Source organism: Bradyrhizobium sp. USDA 4353 (assembly GCF_054063215.1).
The window spans coordinates 883,964-902,192 of record NZ_JBSSGB010000001.1 but is presented as its reverse complement, the minus strand read 5'-3'; the positions used below and the strand labels follow the sequence as shown (position 1 = coordinate 902,192).

The window sequence follows — 18,229 nt, the reverse complement described above, 5'->3', positions numbered from 1 at the left end:
AAGGGAGAGACGACATGTTGTTGAAGGATCAGGCCGCCATCGTCACCGGCGGCGCCTCGGGCCTCGGCGCCGCCACCGCCCGCAAGCTCGCCGCGCAGGGCGCCAAGGTCGCCGTGTTCGATCTCAACGCCAAGCTGGCGGAGGAGGTCGCGGCCGAGATCAAGGGCGTGCCGGTGATCTGCGACGTCTCCGACGCCGCCGGCGCGGAAGCTGCCGTGGCCAAGGCGGTCGAGGCCCTCGGCCAGCAGCCGCGCGTGCTGGTGAACTGCGCCGGCATCGGCGTCGCCAAGCGCGTCGTCGGCCGCGACGGCCCGATGGCGCTGTCGGATTTCGAGAAGGTCATCAAGGTCAATTTGATCGGCTCGTTCAACATGCTGCGCCTGGCGACCGTCGGCATGACCAAGCTGGAGCCGCAGGCGACCGGCGAGCGCGGCGTCGTCATCAACACGGCCTCCGTCGCGGCCTATGACGGCCAGATCGGACAGTCCGCCTATTCGGCGTCGAAGGGCGGCATCGTCGGCATGACCCTGCCGATCGCGCGCGAGCTGGCGCAGTTCGGCATCCGCGTCCTGACCATCGCCCCCGGCCTGTTCCTCACGCCGCTGCTCGCCAATCTGCCGCAGGAAGCCCAGGATTCGCTCGCCGCCGCGATTCCCTTCCCGCGCCGCCTCGGCCATGCCGACGAATTCGCCGCGCTCGCGCTGCACATGGTCGAGAACCCCTACCTCAACGGCGAAGTCGTCCGCCTCGACGGCTCGCTCCGCATGGCGCCGAAGTGAGATTTCGTCGCCTTTCGCAATGAGGAACAAGAAGTAGGGTGGGCAAAGCAGCGTGCCCACCGCCGCTGGAAATGGTGGGCACGGCGCTACGCGCCTTTGCCCACCCTACGGACTTAGTAACGGTGAAGCGTAGTTGGATCGATGCACACCACTGTTCGCCACGAGCACGCTCCCAACCTCTCCCCGCGCGCGGGGAGAGGTCGGATTGCATCGCCAGATGCAATCCGGGTGAGGGGGGCTCTCCGCGAGTCTGGTGCTCGTGGCTGCCCCTCACCCCAACCCTCTCCCCGTGAAGGACGGGGAGAGGGGGCGCACCGTCCCCTCGGCTGATAGCGAGGTACACAACTGATGTTCGTCAACCGCCGCGACGTGCAGATCCAGTGGGGCGACTGCGATCCCGCCAATATCGTCTACTATCCGCGCTACTTCGCGATGTTCGACGACGCCACTTCGGTGATGTTCGAGGCGGCCGGGTTTTCCAAGCAGGACATCGTCCGCCGCTACGGCCTGGTCGGCATCCCCATGGTCGACACCCGCGCGAAATTCTACATCCCCTCGACCTATGGCGACTGGATCACGATCGAGAGCCGGGTCGAGAGCATCAAGCGCTCATCCTTCGACGTCACCCACAAGGTGTTCAAGGGCGAGGCGCTGGCGATCGAAGGCTTCGAGACGCGGGTGCTGGTCGGCCGCGATCCGGCCGATCCGGACAAGCTCAAATCGGCACCTTTCCCAGAGGAGATGAGGGCGAAGTTTCTCGAAGGATGAGGCCGGAATGGGTGCGACATGCGGCCGTCTTAAGGATGTTCAGCTGTCGTGCTTTGGTCGGATGGTGAGGCGTGATCTTCTCGTGTTCAATGCTATGATCACGTTTGGACACCTATCGGCCGGTCGACTGGAAGACGTTCCGAAACAGGGGCGGGACTGCAAACAGGATCGGCGGATCACGAGCTGAACCGAAAAGAGTGAGGGAGGATTTGATGAGGAAGGCCTATCTGGCGGCGGCTGGCGTCATTGCGATGCTGGCATCGGCCCCGGCGCTGGCGCAGACCAGCGAGATCACCATCGGCATCACCACGACCACGACGGGTCCGGGCGCAGCGCTCGGCATTCCCGAGCGCAACGCGCTGGAATTCGTGCCGAAGGAGATCGGCGGCGTGCCGCTGAAGGTGATCGTGCTCGACGACGGCGGCGATCCGACGACGGCGACCACCAACGCCCGCCGCTTCGTGACCGAATCCAAGGCCGACATCATCATGGGCTCGGCGCTGACCCCGCCGACCATCGCGGTGTCCAACGTCGCCAACGAGGCCGGCATTCCGCATTTCGGCCTGGCGCCGTTCCCGGTCACGCCGGAGCGTACCAAATGGTCGGTGGTGATGCCGCAGCCGGTGCCGATCATGGGCAAGGTGCTCTACGAGCACATGAAGGCGCACAACATCAAGACCGTCGGCTATATCGGCTACTCCGACAGCTACGGCGACCTCTGGTTCAATGATCTGAAGAACCAGGGCGTGCCGATGGGTGTCACCATCGTCGACGAGGAGCGCTTCGCGCGTCCCGACACCTCCGTCACCGGCCAGGTGCTGAAGCTGGTCGCCGCCAACCCGGATGCCATTCTGGTCGGCGCCTCCGGCACCGCCGCGGCGCTGCCGCAGACCGAGCTGCGCGAGCGCGGCTACACCGGTCTGATCTATCAGACCCACGGCGCGGCGAGCATGGACTTCATCCGTATCGCCGGCAAGGCGGCGGAAGGCGTGATCATGGCCTCGGGCCCGGTGATGTCGCCGGAAACGCAGGACGACAGTGCGCTGACCAAGAAGCCCGGCCTCGAGCTGAACAAGGCCTATGAGGCCAAGTATGGCCCGAACAGCCGCAGCCAGTTCGCCGGCCACTCGTTCGACGCGTTCGAGATTCTCAAGCGCGTCATTCCGGTGGCGCTGAAGACCGCCAAGCCCGGCACGCCGGAGTTCCGCGAGGCGATCCGCCAGGCGCTGCTGAGCGAGAAGGATCTCGCGGCCTCGCAGGGCGTCTACAACTTCACCGAAAAGGATCGCTCCGGCCTCGACGACCGCGCCCGCATCATCCTGACCGTGAAGGACGGCAAATACGTTCCGGCGAAATGAGCTCGACGAACCATAGCAGATGAGGAAAGGCCGGCTCGGTGAGCCGGCCTTTCGGTTATCTGGACCAGAAGTTCTTCGTTTCCCAAGAGGCCCGCGATGATCTTCGCCCCCACCGGCGCCACCAGGCTCCACATCATCATCGGCGATCCCATTGCGCAGGTGCGCGCGCCCGCCGGTGTCAGCGAAGCCTTCGCGGATCGCGAGAGCGATGCGATCCTGGTCGCGGTCCAGGTTGCGCCGGCCGATCTCGCCGACTTCCTGGCAACGATGACGCGGGTGAAGAATCTCGACGGCATCGTCGCAACCATCCCGCATAAGTTCGCCTGCTATCGCGCCTGCACGACCGCGACCGAGCGCGCGCACTTCATCGGCGCCGTGAACCTGATGCGGCGCGATGCGAACGGCCGTTGGCACGGCGACATGGTCGATGGTCTGGGCTTCGTCGGCGCGGCGAAAGCTGTGGGCTTCGATCCCACCGGCGTTCGCGCCTTGCAGGTCGGGGCGGGCGGTGCTGGCTCGGCGATTGCGCTGGCCCTGATCGATGCCGGTGTCCGCGAGCTCGCCATTCACGACAGCGATGCCGGCCGACGCGATGCGCTGATCGCGCGTCTCAATGAGCGCGGCAAAGGCGGCGCGACCATCGGCAGCACCGACGCCAGCGGCTTCGACATGGTCGTCAACGCGACGCCGGCCGGCATGCAACCCGGCGATCCGCTGCCGGTCGACATGGCGACGGTGAGCCCGTCAGCCTATTGCGGCTGTGTCATCACCAAGCCGGAGGTGTCGCCCTTCATCGCCGCCGCGCGTGAGCGCGGCTGCCTGACGGCGACCGGGATCGACATGTACCACGCGCTGGAGCGCGTGATGGTCGACTTCCTGCTGTCGAAGGAGGCGCCATCCTGAGACAGCGCCTTTCCAATTTCAGGGTCGGTTCAGTGCGCGGCTGCCTCGGCGAAGCCGAGATAGCTCGCCGCGACACGCTGGTCGGTCGCGATCTCCGAGGCCTTGCCGTTGAGCACGAACTCGCCGAGCTCCATGACATAAGCGCGGTCGGCGACCTTCAGTGCAGCCTTGGCGTTCTGCTCGACCAGCAGCACCGAGACGCCTTCCTCGCGCAGCTTGGCGACGATCTCGAAGATGCCGGCGACGATGATCGGCGCGAGACCCAGGCTCGGCTCATCGAGCATCAGCATCTTCGGCGAGCCCATCAGCGCGCGGCCCATCGCCAGCATCTGCTGCTCGCCGCCGGAGAGCGTGCCGGCGAGCTGCTTGCGCCGCTCCTTCAGCTTCGGGAACAGCGTGTAGACGTGCTCGAAGCCTCTGGAGGCATGCGCCTTGCTCATTCTGAAAGCGCCGAGCTGCAGATTGTCCTCGACGTTCATGGTGGCGAACAGCTCACGATGCTCCGGCACCAGGCACAGCCCGCGGGCCACGCGATCCTCGATCTCGTAGCGGGCGAGATCCTCACCCAGGAAGGCGACGCGGCCCTTGAGCGGAAACACGCCCATGATGGCGCTGAGCAGCGTGGTCTTGCCGGCGCCGTTGGCGCCGATGATGGTGACGATCTCGTTCTCGGCGACGGTGAGCGAGACCGAGCGGACAGCCTCGACCTTGCCGTAGGAAACGTGGGCGTCAGTGACTTCCAGCAGGGTGCTCATGCGGCGGCTCCGAGATACGCCTTGATGACCTCGGGATTGGTCTTGATCGCGGCTGGTGTGCCCTCGGCGATCTTGGTGCCGAAGTCGAGCACCACGATGCGGTCGGCGAGATCCATGACGAAGCCCATGTCGTGCTCGACCAGCAGCACCGACATGCCGCCGGCGCGCAGTTCGCGCAGCAGCGCGCCGAGGCGCTGCTTCTCCATGTGGCGCAGGCCGGCTGCAGGCTCGTCGAGCAGCAGCAGCATCGGATCGACGCACAGCGCGCGAGCGATCTCGACGATGCGCTGCTGGCCCAGGGAGAGCGAGCCGGCGAGCTGGTGCATCTGGTCGCCAAGCCCGACGCGTTCGATCTGGCGCGCGGCCTCCGCGAGAAGCTTGGCCTCGTCGGCGCGGTCGAGCCGGAACATGCTCGACAGCGCGCCGGAATGGCCGCGCAGATGCGCGCCGATCGCGACGTTCTCGAGCACCGTCATGTCGGGCACCAGCTTGACGTGCTGGAAGGTGCGGGAAATGCCGAGCTTGACGACGTCCTGCGGCGGCGCGTTGCCGACGGCCTTGCCGAGCACCGAGATGTTGCCGGAGGTCGGCGGCAGCACGCCGGTGATCAGGTTGAAGGTGGTGCTCTTGCCGGCGCCATTGGGGCCGATCAGCGCAACGATCTCGCGGGCCTGCACGTCGAACGAGACGTTGTTGACCGCGACCACGCCGCCGAACTGTTTGCGCGCATTGTCGACCTGCAGCAGCACGTTCGGCGCCGAGGAGGATCGCACCCGGGCCGGCAGCTCGAGCGAGGTGTCCGGCTTCTTGGCGACCGGCTTGAACGGCAGCCGTGCCGTCAGCCACGGCCACAGGCCGGTCGGCGCGAGCTGGAGCAAGGTGACGAGCAGGATGCCGAACACGATGGTCTCGAGCTGGCCCTCGCCATGCAGCAGCAGCGGGAGATAGCTTTGCAGCACCTCCTTCAGGATCACGACGATCGCTGCACCGAGCACGCCGCCCCAGACATAGCCGGCGCCGCCGACCACCGCGACGAACAGATATTCGATGCCGGCCTGCGCGCCGAACGGTGTCGGGTTCACGGCCCGGGCGAAGTGCGCGTAGAGCCAGCCGGAGAGGCCGGCGAGCACCGCGGCGTAGATGAACACCAGCAGCTTGGCGCGCGGCGAATACACGCCGAAGGCTTCGGCCGCGATGTGGCCGCGGCGCAGCGCGCGAATGGCCCGGCCGGTGCGGGAGTCCAGCAGGTTCATCGTCAGCAGCGCGGCAATCAGCACGGCGGCCCAGATCGCGTAGTAGATCGTGCCGGGATCGAGCATCTTGAAACTGCCGATCGACAGCGGCGGGATGCCGGAGACGCCGTCGTTGCGGCCCAGGAAGGCGAGCTTGCTGAAGAGGTAGTAGAGGCCGAGGCCCCAGGCCAGCGTGCCGAGCGGCAGATAGTGCCCGGACAGCCTGACGGTGACGAGGCCGAGCAGGACCGCGGCGAGGCCGGACACCAGGAGCGACAGCGGCAGGGTCAGCCAGGGCGACACGCCGTAATTCGCCGACAGCACCGCCGTGGTGTAGGCGCCGAAGCCGACAAAGGCGGCCTGGCCGAACGAGGTGAGGCCGCCGACGCCGGTCAGCAGCACCAGGCCCATCGCGACCAGCGCGGACAGGCCGATATTGTCGAGCAGCACGATCCAGAACGGTGGCATGCCGGGAATGAAAGGGATCGCCGCAACGAGGACGGCAAAGACGATGAGAGGCCAACGCTCGCGCACGGCTCAATCCTTCTCTTCTTCGACCGCGGGCGCGGCGAGCGAACGCAGCAGCAGGACCGGGATCAGCAGCGTGAAGACGATGACTTCCTTGAAGTTCGAGGCGTAGAACGAGGAGAACGCCTCGACGATGCCGACGACGAGCGCGGCGACTGCCGTCAGTGGGTAGCTGATCAGGCCGCCGATGATCGCGGCGATGAAGCCCTTCAGGCCGATCAGGAAGCCGGTGTCGTAGTAAAGCGTGGTGATCGGAACGATCAGGATGCCGGAGAGCGCGCCGATGGTGGAGGCCAGCAGGAAGGCGATCTGGCCGGACAGCGTGGTGCGGATGCCGACCAGGCGGGCGCCGAGACGATTGACCGCGGTGGCGCGCAGCGCCTTGCCGTACAGCGTCAGGCCGAAGAACAGCCAGAGGCCGACGATGAAGGCGATGGTGATGCCGTAGACCGCCATGCCCTGGCCGGTGAAGCGCAGCGAGCCGAGCGTCGCACTGGTGGTGAGCAGGGCCGGGCCGCGCTGGCCCTCGGCGCCGAAGAACAACAGGCCAAGGCCCTGCAGCGCGAGGTGCACGCCGACCGAGGCGATCAGCAGCACCAGCACCGAGGTGTGGGCGAGCGGTTGGAACACGATGCGGTACAGCGACAGACCGATGCTGGCGACGATCAGCAGCGACAGCACGAGGCTGACGCCTGCGGGCATGCGCTGGTCGGCCGCCCACATGCTGGCGAGCAGCACGACGACCGGGAAGGCGACGTGAAGAGCGAAGGCGCGTGCGACCTTCGGCACGTGCAGCGTCTTGCGCATCGCATAGAGGTCAAAGGCGAAGGCGACGAGGCCGATCACGACCGCGAGCTTGGCGGTGCCCGGCATGCGGCCGGCCGCGAGCGAGGCGTAAGTCAGCGCGCCGTAGGTGACGAATTCGCCCTGGGGAATCAGGATGACGCGGGTGACGGCAAATACCAGCACCAGCGCCAGCCCGAGCAGGGCGTAGATCGCGCCGTTGGTAATGCCGTCCTGCAACAGGAACAGCAAGATCGTTGTGTTCAAGACAGGACGCTCCCCCTCTGTGGTGACCGCACGCCGTGGGGTGCCTTGCGCCCGCGGCTGGTCGGAGCAGTTGAATGGCTGCCCGTGTTTGATATAGTGGATAACAATTATCGATTATAATCTCAAGGCCGCTGTTCCGGCTACGGCATTCGAGACCAGGGATGGAAGCAAAGATGAATTTGGCGGATCGCCATGTCCGATAGCGCCAAGCCTGTGATCAAGCGGGACAGCCGCAAGGAAGCTGCCGTAGCCGTCGAGGAGACGCAAGCGGTCCAGCTCGGCGAACTCTCCGATCTGCTCGGCTATGTGCTGAAACGGGCGCAGTTGAAGGTGTTCGAGGACTTCCTTCGCTGCGTTGCACCCTTGCAGCTGACGCCGGCGCAGTTCTCGGTGCTGCTGCTGCTCGACGCCAATCCCGGCCGCAACCAGACCGAGATCGCCAACACGCTCGGCATTCTCCGGCCCAATTTCGTGTCGCTTTTGGACAGCCTGGAAAGCCGCGACCTCTGCACCCGCGTCCGCTCGGCCAATGACCGACGCTCGCACATCCTGCTGCTGACCGAGAAGGGCAAGAGCGTGCTCGCCCGCGCCAAGAAGCTGGTCGTCTCCAAGCACGAGGCGCGGCTGAACGAGCTGCTCGGCCCCGACGGCCGCGAGACATTGCTGGCGATGCTCACCAAGATCGCGGAGGAGTTCTGACGGCGCCGTGTGCTCAGTCGACCAGGATCACCCTGACGTCGTTGACGTTGGTCAGCGTCGGCCCGGTCTGCAGCAGGCCGCCGGTCGCGGCGAAGAACGCCGTGGCGTCGTTGTTGGCGAGATAGGCCTGCGGATCGAGATTCTGGCCGCGCATTGCCGCAATGACCTCGGCATCGACCAGCGCGCCGGCCGGATCGGAGGCGCTGCCGCCGCCGCCGTCGGCGCCGTCGGTGTCGCCCGCGAGCGCCGATACGCCCTCCATGTCCTGGAGAAGGTCGGCGAGCGCGAGCGCATATTCCTGGTTCGGCCCGCCGCGGCCCTGGCCGCGCACGGTCACCGTGAGCTCGCCGCCCGAGATGATCGCCATCCGCCGGCCGAGCGCGCGGGCCTCGCGCGCCAGCTTGGCGTGATCGGCGGCCACCTCGCGGGCCTCGCCCTCGAGATCGGCGCCGAGGTCGACGACGTCATAGCCGGCGGCCTTCACGGTGGCGACCGCAGCCTCGAGCGAGCTTGCGGGACGCGCGATCAGCTCGAACGAGGCGCGGGAGAAGGCGGGATCGCCGGGCTTGCAGCTCTCATTGGCGGCATCCTCGAGCGCCCGTGCAATCGCCGGATCGACCTCGAGCTTGTATTTGGCGACGATCGCACGGGCATCGGCCAGCGTGGTCGGATCCGGCACCGTCGGTCCCGAGGCGATGGCCGAGGGATCGTCGTGGGGGACGTCGGAGATCGCGAGCGTCACGATTTCGGCCTTCTGGCCTGCTCTCGCAAGGCGCCCGCCCTTGATGCGCGACAGATGCTTGCGGACGATGTTCATCTCGCCGATCGGCGCGCCCGAGCGCAGCAGCGCCCGGGTCAGCTGCTGCTTCTGCGCGAAGCTGACGCCGTTCGCCGGCGCGACCCAGTTGGCCGAGCCTCCGCCGGAGATCAGCACCAGCATCAGGTCGTCGGCTTCGGCCGTTGCGGCCAGCTGCAGGGTGTCGTCCGCGGCCTTCAGCCCGGCTTCGTCCGGCATCGGATGGCCGGCTTCGATCACTCTCACGCGCCGCGTCGGCACGCCGTGGCCATGACGGGTCGTTGCGATGCCGACGAGCTTCGCCGGATCGAACCCGAGCGTGTCGAGATAGTGCCGCTCGGCGGCGACCGCCATCGCCGCGGCGCCCTTGCCGGCGGCGACGCAGATGATCCGTCCCTTTGGCGCTGCCGGGAGGAATCCCGGCAGCACGACATCGGGATGCGCCGCGGCGACCGCGGCGTCGAAGATGGAACGCAACAGCGGACGGCGGCTGCTCATGGGGTGCCGCCCGCGGCTGCGCGATTGTCTACTTCAGCTCGCCGCTCATGACCTCGCCGAACAGCTGCCAGCGCTCGCCCTTGAACTGCATCAGCTGCAGCTGCTCGATCGGCTGGAAATCGTCGGGCCCCGTGGTCAAGGTGACGCCGGGCAGCAGCCCGCCTTGCGCAAACTGCTTCAGGCTTGCCGCCTGCTTCATGACATTCGCGCGAGTCAGTTCGTCGCCGCATCGCTTGAGCACCTCGACCATCGTGGTGGCGATGTTGTAGCCGGTCAGCGCCGACGAATCCACGGGATTGATCTCCGGCAGGTATTTCGCGAGCAGCTCGCGGAACGCGCCGAGGCCGGGGTCATTGGCCCACTGTGGATCCGAGGCATCCTTGGCGTAGGCGGCCGAGATCACGCCCTGCGAGTTCTCGACGCCTGCCGGCCGCATCACGGCCGCGGTCGAGGCGCTGACGTTGGAGATGATGGTGAGCGGCTTCCAGTTCATCTCGCCGAGCTTCTTGATCGCCTGCGCGCCCGATTTCGGCGTCGTGAACAGGATGACGACATCAGGATTGGCCGACTTCATCTTGACGATGTGCGACTCCACCGTCGGCTCGGCGATCTCGTAGCTCTCCTCCAGCACCACGCGCGAGGCCTCGCTGCCGAGACCGTCCTTGAGGCCCTTCAGATAGTCCTTGCCCATGTCGTCGTTCTGATAGAGCACCGCGATCTTGCCGGTCGGCTGCTGCGCCGTGAGATATTTCGCATAGATGCGCGCCTCCGACTGATAGCTCGGCAGCCAGCCCATGGTCCACGGATTGGTCTTGGGCTCGTTCCACTTGGTCGCGCCGGTCGCGACGAACAGCTGCGGCACCTTTTTGGCGTTCATGTATTTCTGGATCGCCGTGTTCGGCGCCGTGCCGAGGACGCCGAACAGGAACAGCACCTCGTCGCTCTCGACCAGCTTGCGCGCCTGCTCCACCGTCTTCGGTGGAGAGTAGGCGTCGTCATAGGAGATGAAGTTGATCTTGCGGCCGTTGATGCCGCCCTCGTCATTGACCTTCTTGAACACCGCCGACATCGCCTTGCCGACCGAGCCATAGGCCGAGGCCGGGCCGCTATAAGGCACGATGTTGCCGATCTTGATCTCGGTGTCGCTGGCGCCGTTGTCGTATTTCTTGTCCGCGTAGGCGCTGCCAACGGCGGCGCCGGCCAAAGCGAGGCCGAGCAGGCCGGAGAGCGTGCGGCGGGTGAGGGCAGTGGTCACGTGGGGAGACTCCTTCGCGGCCTTGGAGCTTGGCCTTGTTGTTGGACTCGCCGCGATCAGGGCGACTCGTTTCACTCCGAAGGTGTCCCCATAGCCTAGCCGCGCGCGCAGCGTAACCGGTGCCGGCGCATGACCGCCGTTCCGTGAACTCCTAGCTTAAAGAATGGTGGGAAAAGAAAGTGGACTTGTTCGCAGATCATGCCTCCTGCGGCGTGACGCCGCAGGAGGCATGATCAGTTCGCCGACATCAACCTCCGACGTCGGCCGAGATCACATCGCCGAACAGTTCCCACCTGTCGCCCTTGAAGCGCATCAGCTGCAATTGACTGACCGGCGCGAAGTCGGTCGCAGACGTGTTGATGGAAATGCCGGGCAGCAGCATCTCCGTGCGGAAGCTGCGCAAGCTCGCTGCCTGCTTCATGACGTTCTCACGGGTGAGATCGTCGCCGCACTGCTTCAGCACCTGCACCAGGGTCTGCGCCACGCCGTAGCCGACGACGGCACCGCCATCGAGCTTGTCGCCTTCCGGAAAATCCTTGGCCATGAACTCCAGGAACTGCTTCATCCCGGCATCGTCCTTCCATTGCGGGTCGGAGACATCCTTGAGGTAGGCGGCCGAGATGATGTCCTGCGAATTCTCGAAGCCGGCCGGCCGCAGCACGCTTCCGACCGAAGCTGACACGTTGTTGAGGAGGTGCAGCGCCTTCCAGTCGATTTCCTTGACCTTCTTGATCGCCTGCGCCGCGAATTTCGGCGTCGTGATGTTCATGAAGACATCGGCGCCGGTCGCCTTGAGCTTGACAATGTGGCTGTCGATCGTCGGCTCCGTCGTCTCGTAGCTCTCCTCCATGACGATCATGCTGGCCGCCTTGGCGCCGAGCCCGTCCTTGAGGCCCTTCAGATAGTCCTTGCCGTAATCGTCGTTCTGATACAGCACGGCGATCTTGGCGCCGGGCTTCTCCTTCAGAAGGTATTTCGCATAGATGCGCGACTCCGCCTGGTAGCTCGGCTGCCAGCCCATGGTCCACGGGAAGTTCGACGGGTCGTTCCACTTGGTGGCGCCGGTCGCGACGAACAGTTGCGGCACCTTCTTGGAGTTCATGTATTTCTGGATCGCCGTGTTCGACGGCGTTCCGAGCGAGTTGAAGATCATCAGGACTTCATCGCTCTCGACCAGCTTGCGCGCCTGCTCGACGGCTTTCGGCGGCGAATAGGCGTCGTCGTAGGAGACGAAGTTGATCTTGCGGCCGTTGATGCCGCCCTCGGCATTGATCTTCTTGAAGTAGGCCGCTTCCGTCTTGCCGATGATGCCGTAGGCCGAGGCCGGCCCGCTATAGGGCATGATGTTGCCGATCTTGATCTCAGTATCCGAAGCGCCGGTGTCGTATTTCTTGTCGGCGGCGAATGCGCCTGACGAGGCGAAGGCGATGGCGGCGACCGAGGCGAGGGCGGCCCTGCGCGTGATCATCATTGTGCGTGTCTCCCGTGTTGGTGATGATTTGTCATGGCCTCCTTGCTGGAGGCTCTCATTGTGACGGGGAAACTATAGCAGAGCAGGTGGGGCGCGGCTGCGACATCGCGGCACGGTCCGTGTTTTCGCGGTCTGCTGCGGCAATCAGCCGTGTGCAGCTGCGAGAGAGCGCGCAATCTCGACGGGTGCGTGCTTTGCAAGAACAGCCTGAGATCAATGGCCGGCGTGAGACGGCCGCTGTTAGCTGTGCCGAGCATCCACGAAAAAGCCCTCCGCGCCGGTGGCACGGAGGGCCAGTGGAGATCGACACCGCTCGTTGATGGCGATGCGCGATGGCTCTCGTGAGCTACTCGACGGCGCCGCTGATGGCCTCGCCGAACAGCTCCCACTTCTCGCCCTTGAACCGCATCATCTGCAGCTGCTCGATCGGGGCGAAGTCGGTGGCCGAGGTGTTGATCTTGACACCCGGCAGCAGCGTGTCCGGCGCAAAGTCCTTCAGGCTCGCGGCCTGCTTCATGACGTTGGCGCGGGTGAGGTCGTCGCCGCACATCTGCAGCACCTTCACCAGCGTCTGCGCCGCGCCGTAGCCGTAGACCGTCGAGCTGTCGAGCTTGTTGGCGTCGGGAGCGTATTGCGCGAGGAAGTCGAAGAACTTCTTCATGCCGGGATCATTGTCCCACTGCGCGTCCGCAGCGTCCTTGGCGTAGGCGGCCGAGAGGATCCCTTGCGAGTTCTCGAAGCCGGCCGGCTTGATCACGCTGCCGACCGAGGCCGAGACGTTGACGACGAGATGGGTCGGATGCCAGTCGATCTCGGCGAGCTTCTTGATCGCCTGCGCCGCGAATTTCGGCGTGGTGACGCTGAAGAAGGTGTCGGCGCCGGAGGCCTTCAGCTTGACGATGTGGCCGTCGATCGAGGGCTCGGAGGTCTCGTAGCTCTCCTCCATCACAATCATCGACGCGGCCTTGTCGCCGAGGCCGTCCTTGAGGCCCTTCAGGTAGTCCTTGCCGAAATCGTCGTTCTGGAACAGCACGCCGATCTTGGCGCCCGGCTTCTCCTTCAGCAGGTACTTCGCGTAGATGCGGCCCTCGCTCTGGTAGCTCGGCTGCCAACCCATGGTCCACGGGAAGTTCTTCGGATCGTTCCACTTGGTGGCGCCGGTGGCGACGAACAGCTGCGGGATCTTCTTGCCGTTGAGATATTTCTGGATCGCCGAGTTCGACGGCGTGCCGAGCGGGTTGAAAACGAACAAGACCTCGTCGCTCTCGACCAGCTTGCGCACCTGCTCGACAGCCTTGGGCGGCGAGTAGGCGTCATCATAGGTGACGAAGTTGATCTTGCGGCCGTTGATGCCGCCCTCGGCATTAATCTTCTTGAAATACGCTTCCTCGGTCTTGCCGATCACGCCGTAAGCGGACGCGGGTCCGCTATAGGGCATGATGTTGCCGACCTTGATCTCGGTGTCGGACGCGCCGGTGTCGTATTTCTTCTGGGCGAAGGCTGCGCCCGAGCTGAGGGCGACGACCGCCGTCGCAAGGGCGGCGATCCGTAGATGGTGAGCGACCTGCAAGAGTTCCTCCTTAGTTCTTTCTGAGTTTGCCGATGAGCTGCTGCGCCACCATCGCCACCTGCCGCGAACCGTGCGGGACGAGGAAGATGACGAGGAACAGCAACACGCCGAACACCGCGCCGGACAGGCCCTTGGAGATGCCTTCGGCAATGTTGGGAACAAAGATGATGAAGGCCGCGCCGACGAACGAGCCGGGCAGCCAGCCGACGCCGCCGACGACCATGCCGAGGAACAGCGAGATCGCGAGCACGATCGTGTAGCTGTCCGGCGCCACGAACTGCACCGCGATCGCCCCGAGCCCGCCGGCGACGCCCGTGATCCCCGCGCTGACACCGAACGCCAGCGTCTTATAAGTCGCGACGTCGATACCCATGGCGGAGGCGGCGATCTCGTTGTCGCGGATCGCCATGAACGCCCGGCCGGAGCGCGAGCGCAGCAGGTTCACCGAGAACACATAGATCGCAATCGTGATCGCCAGCGTGAAGTAGTAAAGCCACATGTCCTGCGACATCGGCAGGCCGAACGGCGCGTCCGGCTTGGTCACGACCAGACCCTGCACGCCGCCGGTCCAATGCTCAAAGAAGCCGAGCTTGAGGATCTGCGGCATGGCGGTGGCGAGTGCGAAGGTTGCCAGGGCCAGATAGACGCCGGACAGCCGCAGCGCCGGCTGGCCGAACAGGAAGCCGAAGCCGAAGCAGATCACGCCTGCGATCGGCAGGGTCAGCGCGTAGTTGACGTTGTACTGCTCCATCAGGATCGCCGACGTATAGGCGCCGACGGCATAGAACGCGCTCTGTCCGAGCGAGAACTGTCCGGAGCCGCCGGTCAGGATGTTCAGCGCCAGCACGGCGAGACCATAGATCAGAAGCATCGTCATCTGGAAGATGATGAAGTTCTTGACGAACAGCGGCACAACCAGAAGCAGCAGCACGACGACGAAGGTGGTGCCGGAGCTCAGGGTCATGGCCCGCTTCGGAACGGCCTCGACCGCGGGCGCTGGGGATGCGATTTCCTCGACTGCGCTCATGATCAGACTCGCTTCACGATGTTGCGGCCGAACAGGCCGGCGGGTTTGATGACCAGGACGGAGATGATCAGCGCCAGCGCGATCGGCAGCTTCATCTCATTGCCCACATGCGGGATGTAGGTGCCGGCGAGGTTCTCGAAGATGCCGACCAGGAAGCCGCCGAGCACCGCGCCGAATGGGCTGGTGAGGCCGCCGAGCACGGCTGCGGCAAAGCCGTAGATCAGCACGCCGCCCATCATGTTGGGCTCGAGGAACACCACCGGGGCGATCAGCATGCCGGCGATCGAGCCGATCGCCGCCGCCATGCCCCAGCCGAGCGCGATCATCCAGGACGTGTTGATGCCGACCAGCCGGGCCGATTCGGGCAGCGCCGCCGCCGCCCGCATGGCGAGACCGACGCGAGTGTACTGGAAGAAGAAGTACAGCCCCACGAGGAGCAGCAGGGTGATGCCGATCATGCCGGCCTGATGGGTCGAGATCAGCTGGCTGCCGAGGAAGGGCGAGGAGCCGAACGGCGTGGGATACTGCTTGATCGTGAAGTCCCAGATCAGTCCGGCGCAGGAGTTGATGATCGAGAACAGAGCGATGAAGCCGGCGACTTGCGTGAGGATCGGCGCCTTGGTCAGCGGCTTGAACAGCACGCGCTCGATCGCGATGCCGCCGATGAAGGAGAAGATCAGCGTGGCGATGAAGGCGCCCCAATAGGGCAGCCCCCATTGCATCAGCTGCCAGGAGATGAAGGTCGAGAACATCGCCATCTCGCCTTGCGCGAAGTTGAGATGGTCGATCGCCTGGTAGATCATCACGACGGCGAGCGCCATGCAGGCGTAGATCGCGCCCGTCGCGATGCCGGCCAGGACCTGGTTGGTGAAGAGTTCCATCGTCCCGACTCCGTCAGTAGCCCAGATAGGATTTGCGGACGTTCTCGTCGTTCGCGATGTCCTTCGCGACACCCGACATCACGATACGGCCGGTCTCGATCACATAGGCCTGGTCGGCGAGCTCCAGCGCGAGCTGCGCGTTTTGCTCGACGACGAGGATCGAGACCTTCTCGTCGCGATTGATCTTGCCGAGAATGCCGAAGAGATCGCGCACCACCAGCGGCGCGAGGCCGAACGACGGCTCGTCGAGCAGCATCAGCCGGGGACGCAGCATCAGCGCGCGGGCCACCGCCAGCATCTGCTGCTCGCCGCCGGACAACGTGCCGGCCTGCTGCGTGTGGCGCTCCTTCAGCTTCGGGAAGTAGGCGTACATCCGCTCGATGTCGGCGACGATGCCCGCCTTGTCGCCGCGGGTGATGGCGCCGAGCTGCAGGTTCTCCTCGACCGTCATGTTGGTGAAGGTGCCGCGGCCCTGCGGCACATGCGCGATGCCGAAGCGGACGATGCTCTCGGTCGACTTGTTGTTGAGCGGCTTGCCCTCGAACTCGATCGCGCCGGTCGAGCGCACCATGTTGCAGATTGCGCGCAAGGTGGTGGTCTTGCCGGCGCCGTTGGCGCCGAGCAGGGTCGTCAGCGAGCCCTCGTTGAGCGAAAAGGAGAGGCCATGCAGGGCCTGGACCTGGCCGTAATAGGCGCGGAGATCCTTGACGTTGAGAAGCGCCGTCATTGATCCTTGCTCCCGAGATAGGCCTTGATGACGTCGGGATCGGCCTGCACCTGGGCCGGTGTGCCCTCGGCGAGCTTGCGGCCGAAGTTCAGCGCCACGACGTGATCGGCGATCGACATCACCAGCCCCATGTGATGCTCGACCAGCAGCACGGTGATATGACGGTCGTCGCGGATTCGGCGGATCAGGTCGCCGAGCACATAGACTTCCTCGTGATTGAGCCCGCCGGCGGGCTCGTCGAGCAGCAGGATCTTCGGATCGGCCGCCAGCGCGCGCGCCAGTTCGACGCGCTTCTGGGTGCCGAACGGCAGGCCGGACACGGTCTTGTGCGCGACCTCCTCGAGATTGAGATAGGCCAGGATCTCGTGAACCTTGGTGTTGACGGCAGTCTCGCTGCGCCGGATCCAGGCGAGCCGCAGCGAGTCCGAGATGATGTCGCTCGAGGTCCGCGCATGCGTTCCGACGCGGACGTTGTCGAGCACCGAGAGGTTCGGGAACAGCGCGACGTTCTGGAACGTGCGGCCGATGCCGATCTCGGCGATGCGATGCGGCGGCCGCGACAGGATGCTGCGGCCTTCCATCAGGATGTCGCCGGCGCTCGGCTGGTAGAGGCGGCTGAGGCAGTTGAACAGCGTCGTCTTGCCGGCGCCGTTCGGGCCGATGAGGCCGAGGATCTGGCCCTTGTGCATGTCGAACGACACGCCGTTCAGCGCGACGATGCCGCCGAACACGACGCTGACGTCGCGGACCGCGAGCAGCGGATCGTTGGTGGGGGCGAGTTGTGCCTGCGTCATCTCGTCTCGCCCCTCCCGAAATCGGTCAGGTTGGAGCGCGGCGCCAGCCGACCGCGATGATGCAGGCTATCTGATACCCTCGGCAACACGGGCAACTTTTCCTCCTGGCTTCGGCTTTTTATTGGGTTCTTTGTGAGACGATTGGCTCGTCTGATTATTTGTCTGATTAGTTTGCGGCGCGAGTCCGCCAAGCGCCGCTTCGATTTTTCTTACCATCGCGACGAGGCGAGGTCCAATGTCGGAGAGCAGGCGCTCTTCCGTGAAGCGGAATGCCGGCGCGCCGCAATTGATTGCGTAGGGACCCGTTCCATCGTTGAGTCTCAGCGCCGCGGCGACGGCGTGGACATCGTCCTGCCACTCGCCGGCCGAGATCGCGAAGCCGTGCCTGGCGACGGTCTCGCCGGCGCGCTCGATGCCGTCGCGGATTTTCGGCCAGCGGCTGCCGTAATGCTCGCGCATCTCGCGCATGAGCGCGGTGCGTTCCTCCTCGGCCAGCGCCCACAGATAGGCCCGGCCCATCGCGGTCGTGGCGATCGGAATGCGCGAGCCGACGTCCAGCTCGACATTGACGACGCCGTGCCGGCTCTGCCCGATATAGATCATGCTGAGCCGGTCGCGGCCGCCGATCGCGACCGCGCCGCCGGTCTCGCGCATCAGCTGCTCGCGAAACGGCTCGGAGAGCTGGCGCACGCCGAGATTGGCGAGCGCGGCGTAGCCGAGCAGCAGTGCCGAGGGCGCCAGCTGATATTTTTCGAAACGAGGAACCGGGGTGAGATAGCCGAGCTTGGTGAGCGTATAGGTCAGGCGCGACACCGTGGCCTTGGGCAGGTTGGTGCGCGCGGCGATCTCCTGGTTGCCCAGCAGGCCGTCGTTCGGCCGGAAGGCACGCAGCACTTCCAGGCCGCGCGACAGCGCAACGACGAAGTTGCGATCGGTCGCAGCTTTCTTCCCTGGGCGTTTCATGTCATCGGCTGTCGATTGATGAGCCTCGTTGACAACGCTCGTGCTTCAAAATAACCCTGGCTGTCAAGATGTGGAATTACGTTTCGCACTGCGGAATTGAGGTTCGGCAGCGGGTAGACGCAAGCAAGGCTGATACTCTGCGCAAATGAAGGTCCCAGAATTGGCAGGTCGGTTA

Annotated in this window: 17 protein-coding genes; 5 read left to right on the top strand and 12 right to left on the bottom strand. The window is 65.2% G+C overall.

Annotated elements, in window-relative coordinates:
- Positions 1–14 precede the first annotated feature (14 nt).
- The 4 genes from ACVILH_RS04050 to ACVILH_RS04035 all read left to right on the top strand — a co-directional run bounded on the left by ACVILH_RS04050 (position 15) and on the right by ACVILH_RS04035 (position 3,808).
- Positions 15–779 (top strand): SDR family NAD(P)-dependent oxidoreductase, encoded by a 765-nt coding sequence (locus ACVILH_RS04050; RefSeq protein WP_456711735.1) that lies wholly within the window; start codon positions 15–17, stop codon positions 777–779.
- 348 nt (positions 780–1,127) lie between these two features.
- Positions 1,128–1,547, top strand: a complete 420-nt coding sequence (locus tag ACVILH_RS04045; RefSeq protein ID WP_006609537.1) for an acyl-CoA thioesterase — start codon at positions 1,128–1,130, stop codon at positions 1,545–1,547.
- A gap of 212 nt (positions 1,548–1,759) precedes the next feature.
- On the top strand, positions 1,760–2,905 hold the full coding sequence (locus tag ACVILH_RS04040) for an ABC transporter substrate-binding protein (RefSeq protein WP_456711734.1): 1,146 nt from the start codon (positions 1,760–1,762) through the stop codon (positions 2,903–2,905).
- Between the two features lie 96 nt (positions 2,906–3,001).
- On the top strand, positions 3,002–3,808 hold the full coding sequence (locus ACVILH_RS04035) for a shikimate dehydrogenase family protein (protein WP_456711733.1): 807 nt from the start codon (positions 3,002–3,004) through the stop codon (positions 3,806–3,808).
- Positions 3,809–3,837: 29 nt separating this feature from the next.
- Here ACVILH_RS04035 and ACVILH_RS04030 read toward each other — a convergent pair whose 3' ends face one another.
- From ACVILH_RS04030 to ACVILH_RS04020, 3 genes are read right to left on the bottom strand one after another with little or no spacing between them, the layout of a single operon-like run.
- Positions 3,838–4,563, bottom strand: coding sequence for an ABC transporter ATP-binding protein (locus ACVILH_RS04030; RefSeq protein WP_456711732.1), 726 nt, complete (start codon positions 4,561–4,563; stop codon positions 3,838–3,840).
- Entirely contained in the window at positions 4,560–6,329 is a 1,770-nt protein-coding gene (locus ACVILH_RS04025) for a branched-chain amino acid ABC transporter ATP-binding protein/permease (RefSeq protein ID WP_456711731.1), read from the bottom strand. Before ACVILH_RS04025 ends, ACVILH_RS04030 begins: the two co-directional genes overlap by 4 nt.
- Positions 6,330–6,332: 3 nt before the next feature.
- Positions 6,333–7,373 carry a branched-chain amino acid ABC transporter permease gene (locus tag ACVILH_RS04020; RefSeq protein WP_456711730.1) on the bottom strand — a complete coding sequence of 347 codons (1,041 nt, stop codon included), beginning with the start codon at positions 7,371–7,373 and terminating at the stop codon, positions 6,333–6,335.
- A 192-nt stretch (positions 7,374–7,565) separates the two neighbouring features.
- Between ACVILH_RS04020 and ACVILH_RS04015 the strand changes: the two genes are divergently transcribed.
- A complete protein-coding gene (locus tag ACVILH_RS04015; protein WP_456711729.1) occupies positions 7,566–8,072 on the top strand; it encodes a MarR family winged helix-turn-helix transcriptional regulator in 507 nt (168 codons plus the stop codon).
- Positions 8,073–8,085: 13 nt separating this feature from the next.
- On the opposite strand, the gene ACVILH_RS04010 is transcribed toward ACVILH_RS04015, so the two are convergent.
- The 9 genes from ACVILH_RS04010 to ACVILH_RS03970 form a co-directional block, all read right to left on the bottom strand.
- Positions 8,086–9,366, bottom strand: coding sequence for a glycerate kinase type-2 family protein (locus tag ACVILH_RS04010; RefSeq protein ID WP_456711728.1), 1,281 nt, complete (start codon positions 9,364–9,366; stop codon positions 8,086–8,088).
- Positions 9,367–9,394: 28 nt separating this feature from the next.
- A complete protein-coding gene (locus tag ACVILH_RS04005) occupies positions 9,395–10,621 on the bottom strand; it encodes an ABC transporter substrate-binding protein (protein WP_456711727.1) in 1,227 nt (408 codons plus the stop codon).
- Between the two features lie 247 nt (positions 10,622–10,868).
- Positions 10,869–12,092, bottom strand: a complete 1,224-nt coding sequence (locus ACVILH_RS04000) for an ABC transporter substrate-binding protein (protein ID WP_456711726.1) — start codon at positions 12,090–12,092, stop codon at positions 10,869–10,871.
- A gap of 346 nt (positions 12,093–12,438) precedes the next feature.
- Positions 12,439–13,662, bottom strand: a complete 1,224-nt coding sequence (locus ACVILH_RS03995; protein WP_456711725.1) for an ABC transporter substrate-binding protein — start codon at positions 13,660–13,662, stop codon at positions 12,439–12,441.
- A 10-nt stretch (positions 13,663–13,672) separates the two neighbouring features.
- Positions 13,673–14,689, bottom strand: coding sequence for a branched-chain amino acid ABC transporter permease (locus ACVILH_RS03990; RefSeq protein WP_456711724.1), 1,017 nt, complete (start codon positions 14,687–14,689; stop codon positions 13,673–13,675).
- 2 nt (positions 14,690–14,691) lie between these two features.
- The gene (locus ACVILH_RS03985; RefSeq protein ID WP_456711723.1) at positions 14,692–15,570 is read right to left on the bottom strand and encodes a branched-chain amino acid ABC transporter permease; all 879 of its coding nucleotides are present in this window, start codon (positions 15,568–15,570) and stop codon (positions 14,692–14,694) included.
- A 13-nt stretch (positions 15,571–15,583) separates the two neighbouring features.
- A complete protein-coding gene (locus ACVILH_RS03980) occupies positions 15,584–16,297 on the bottom strand; it encodes an ABC transporter ATP-binding protein (protein ID WP_456711722.1) in 714 nt (237 codons plus the stop codon).
- Positions 16,294–17,091 carry an ABC transporter ATP-binding protein gene (locus tag ACVILH_RS03975; protein WP_456711721.1) on the bottom strand — a complete coding sequence of 266 codons (798 nt, stop codon included), beginning with the start codon at positions 17,089–17,091 and terminating at the stop codon, positions 16,294–16,296. The genes ACVILH_RS03980 and ACVILH_RS03975 overlap by 4 nt, the downstream gene beginning before the upstream one ends.
- Positions 17,092–17,157: 66 nt before the next feature.
- Positions 17,158–18,054, bottom strand: coding sequence for an IclR family transcriptional regulator (locus tag ACVILH_RS03970; protein WP_456711720.1), 897 nt, complete (start codon positions 18,052–18,054; stop codon positions 17,158–17,160).
- Between the last annotated feature and the right edge of the window lie 175 nt (positions 18,055–18,229).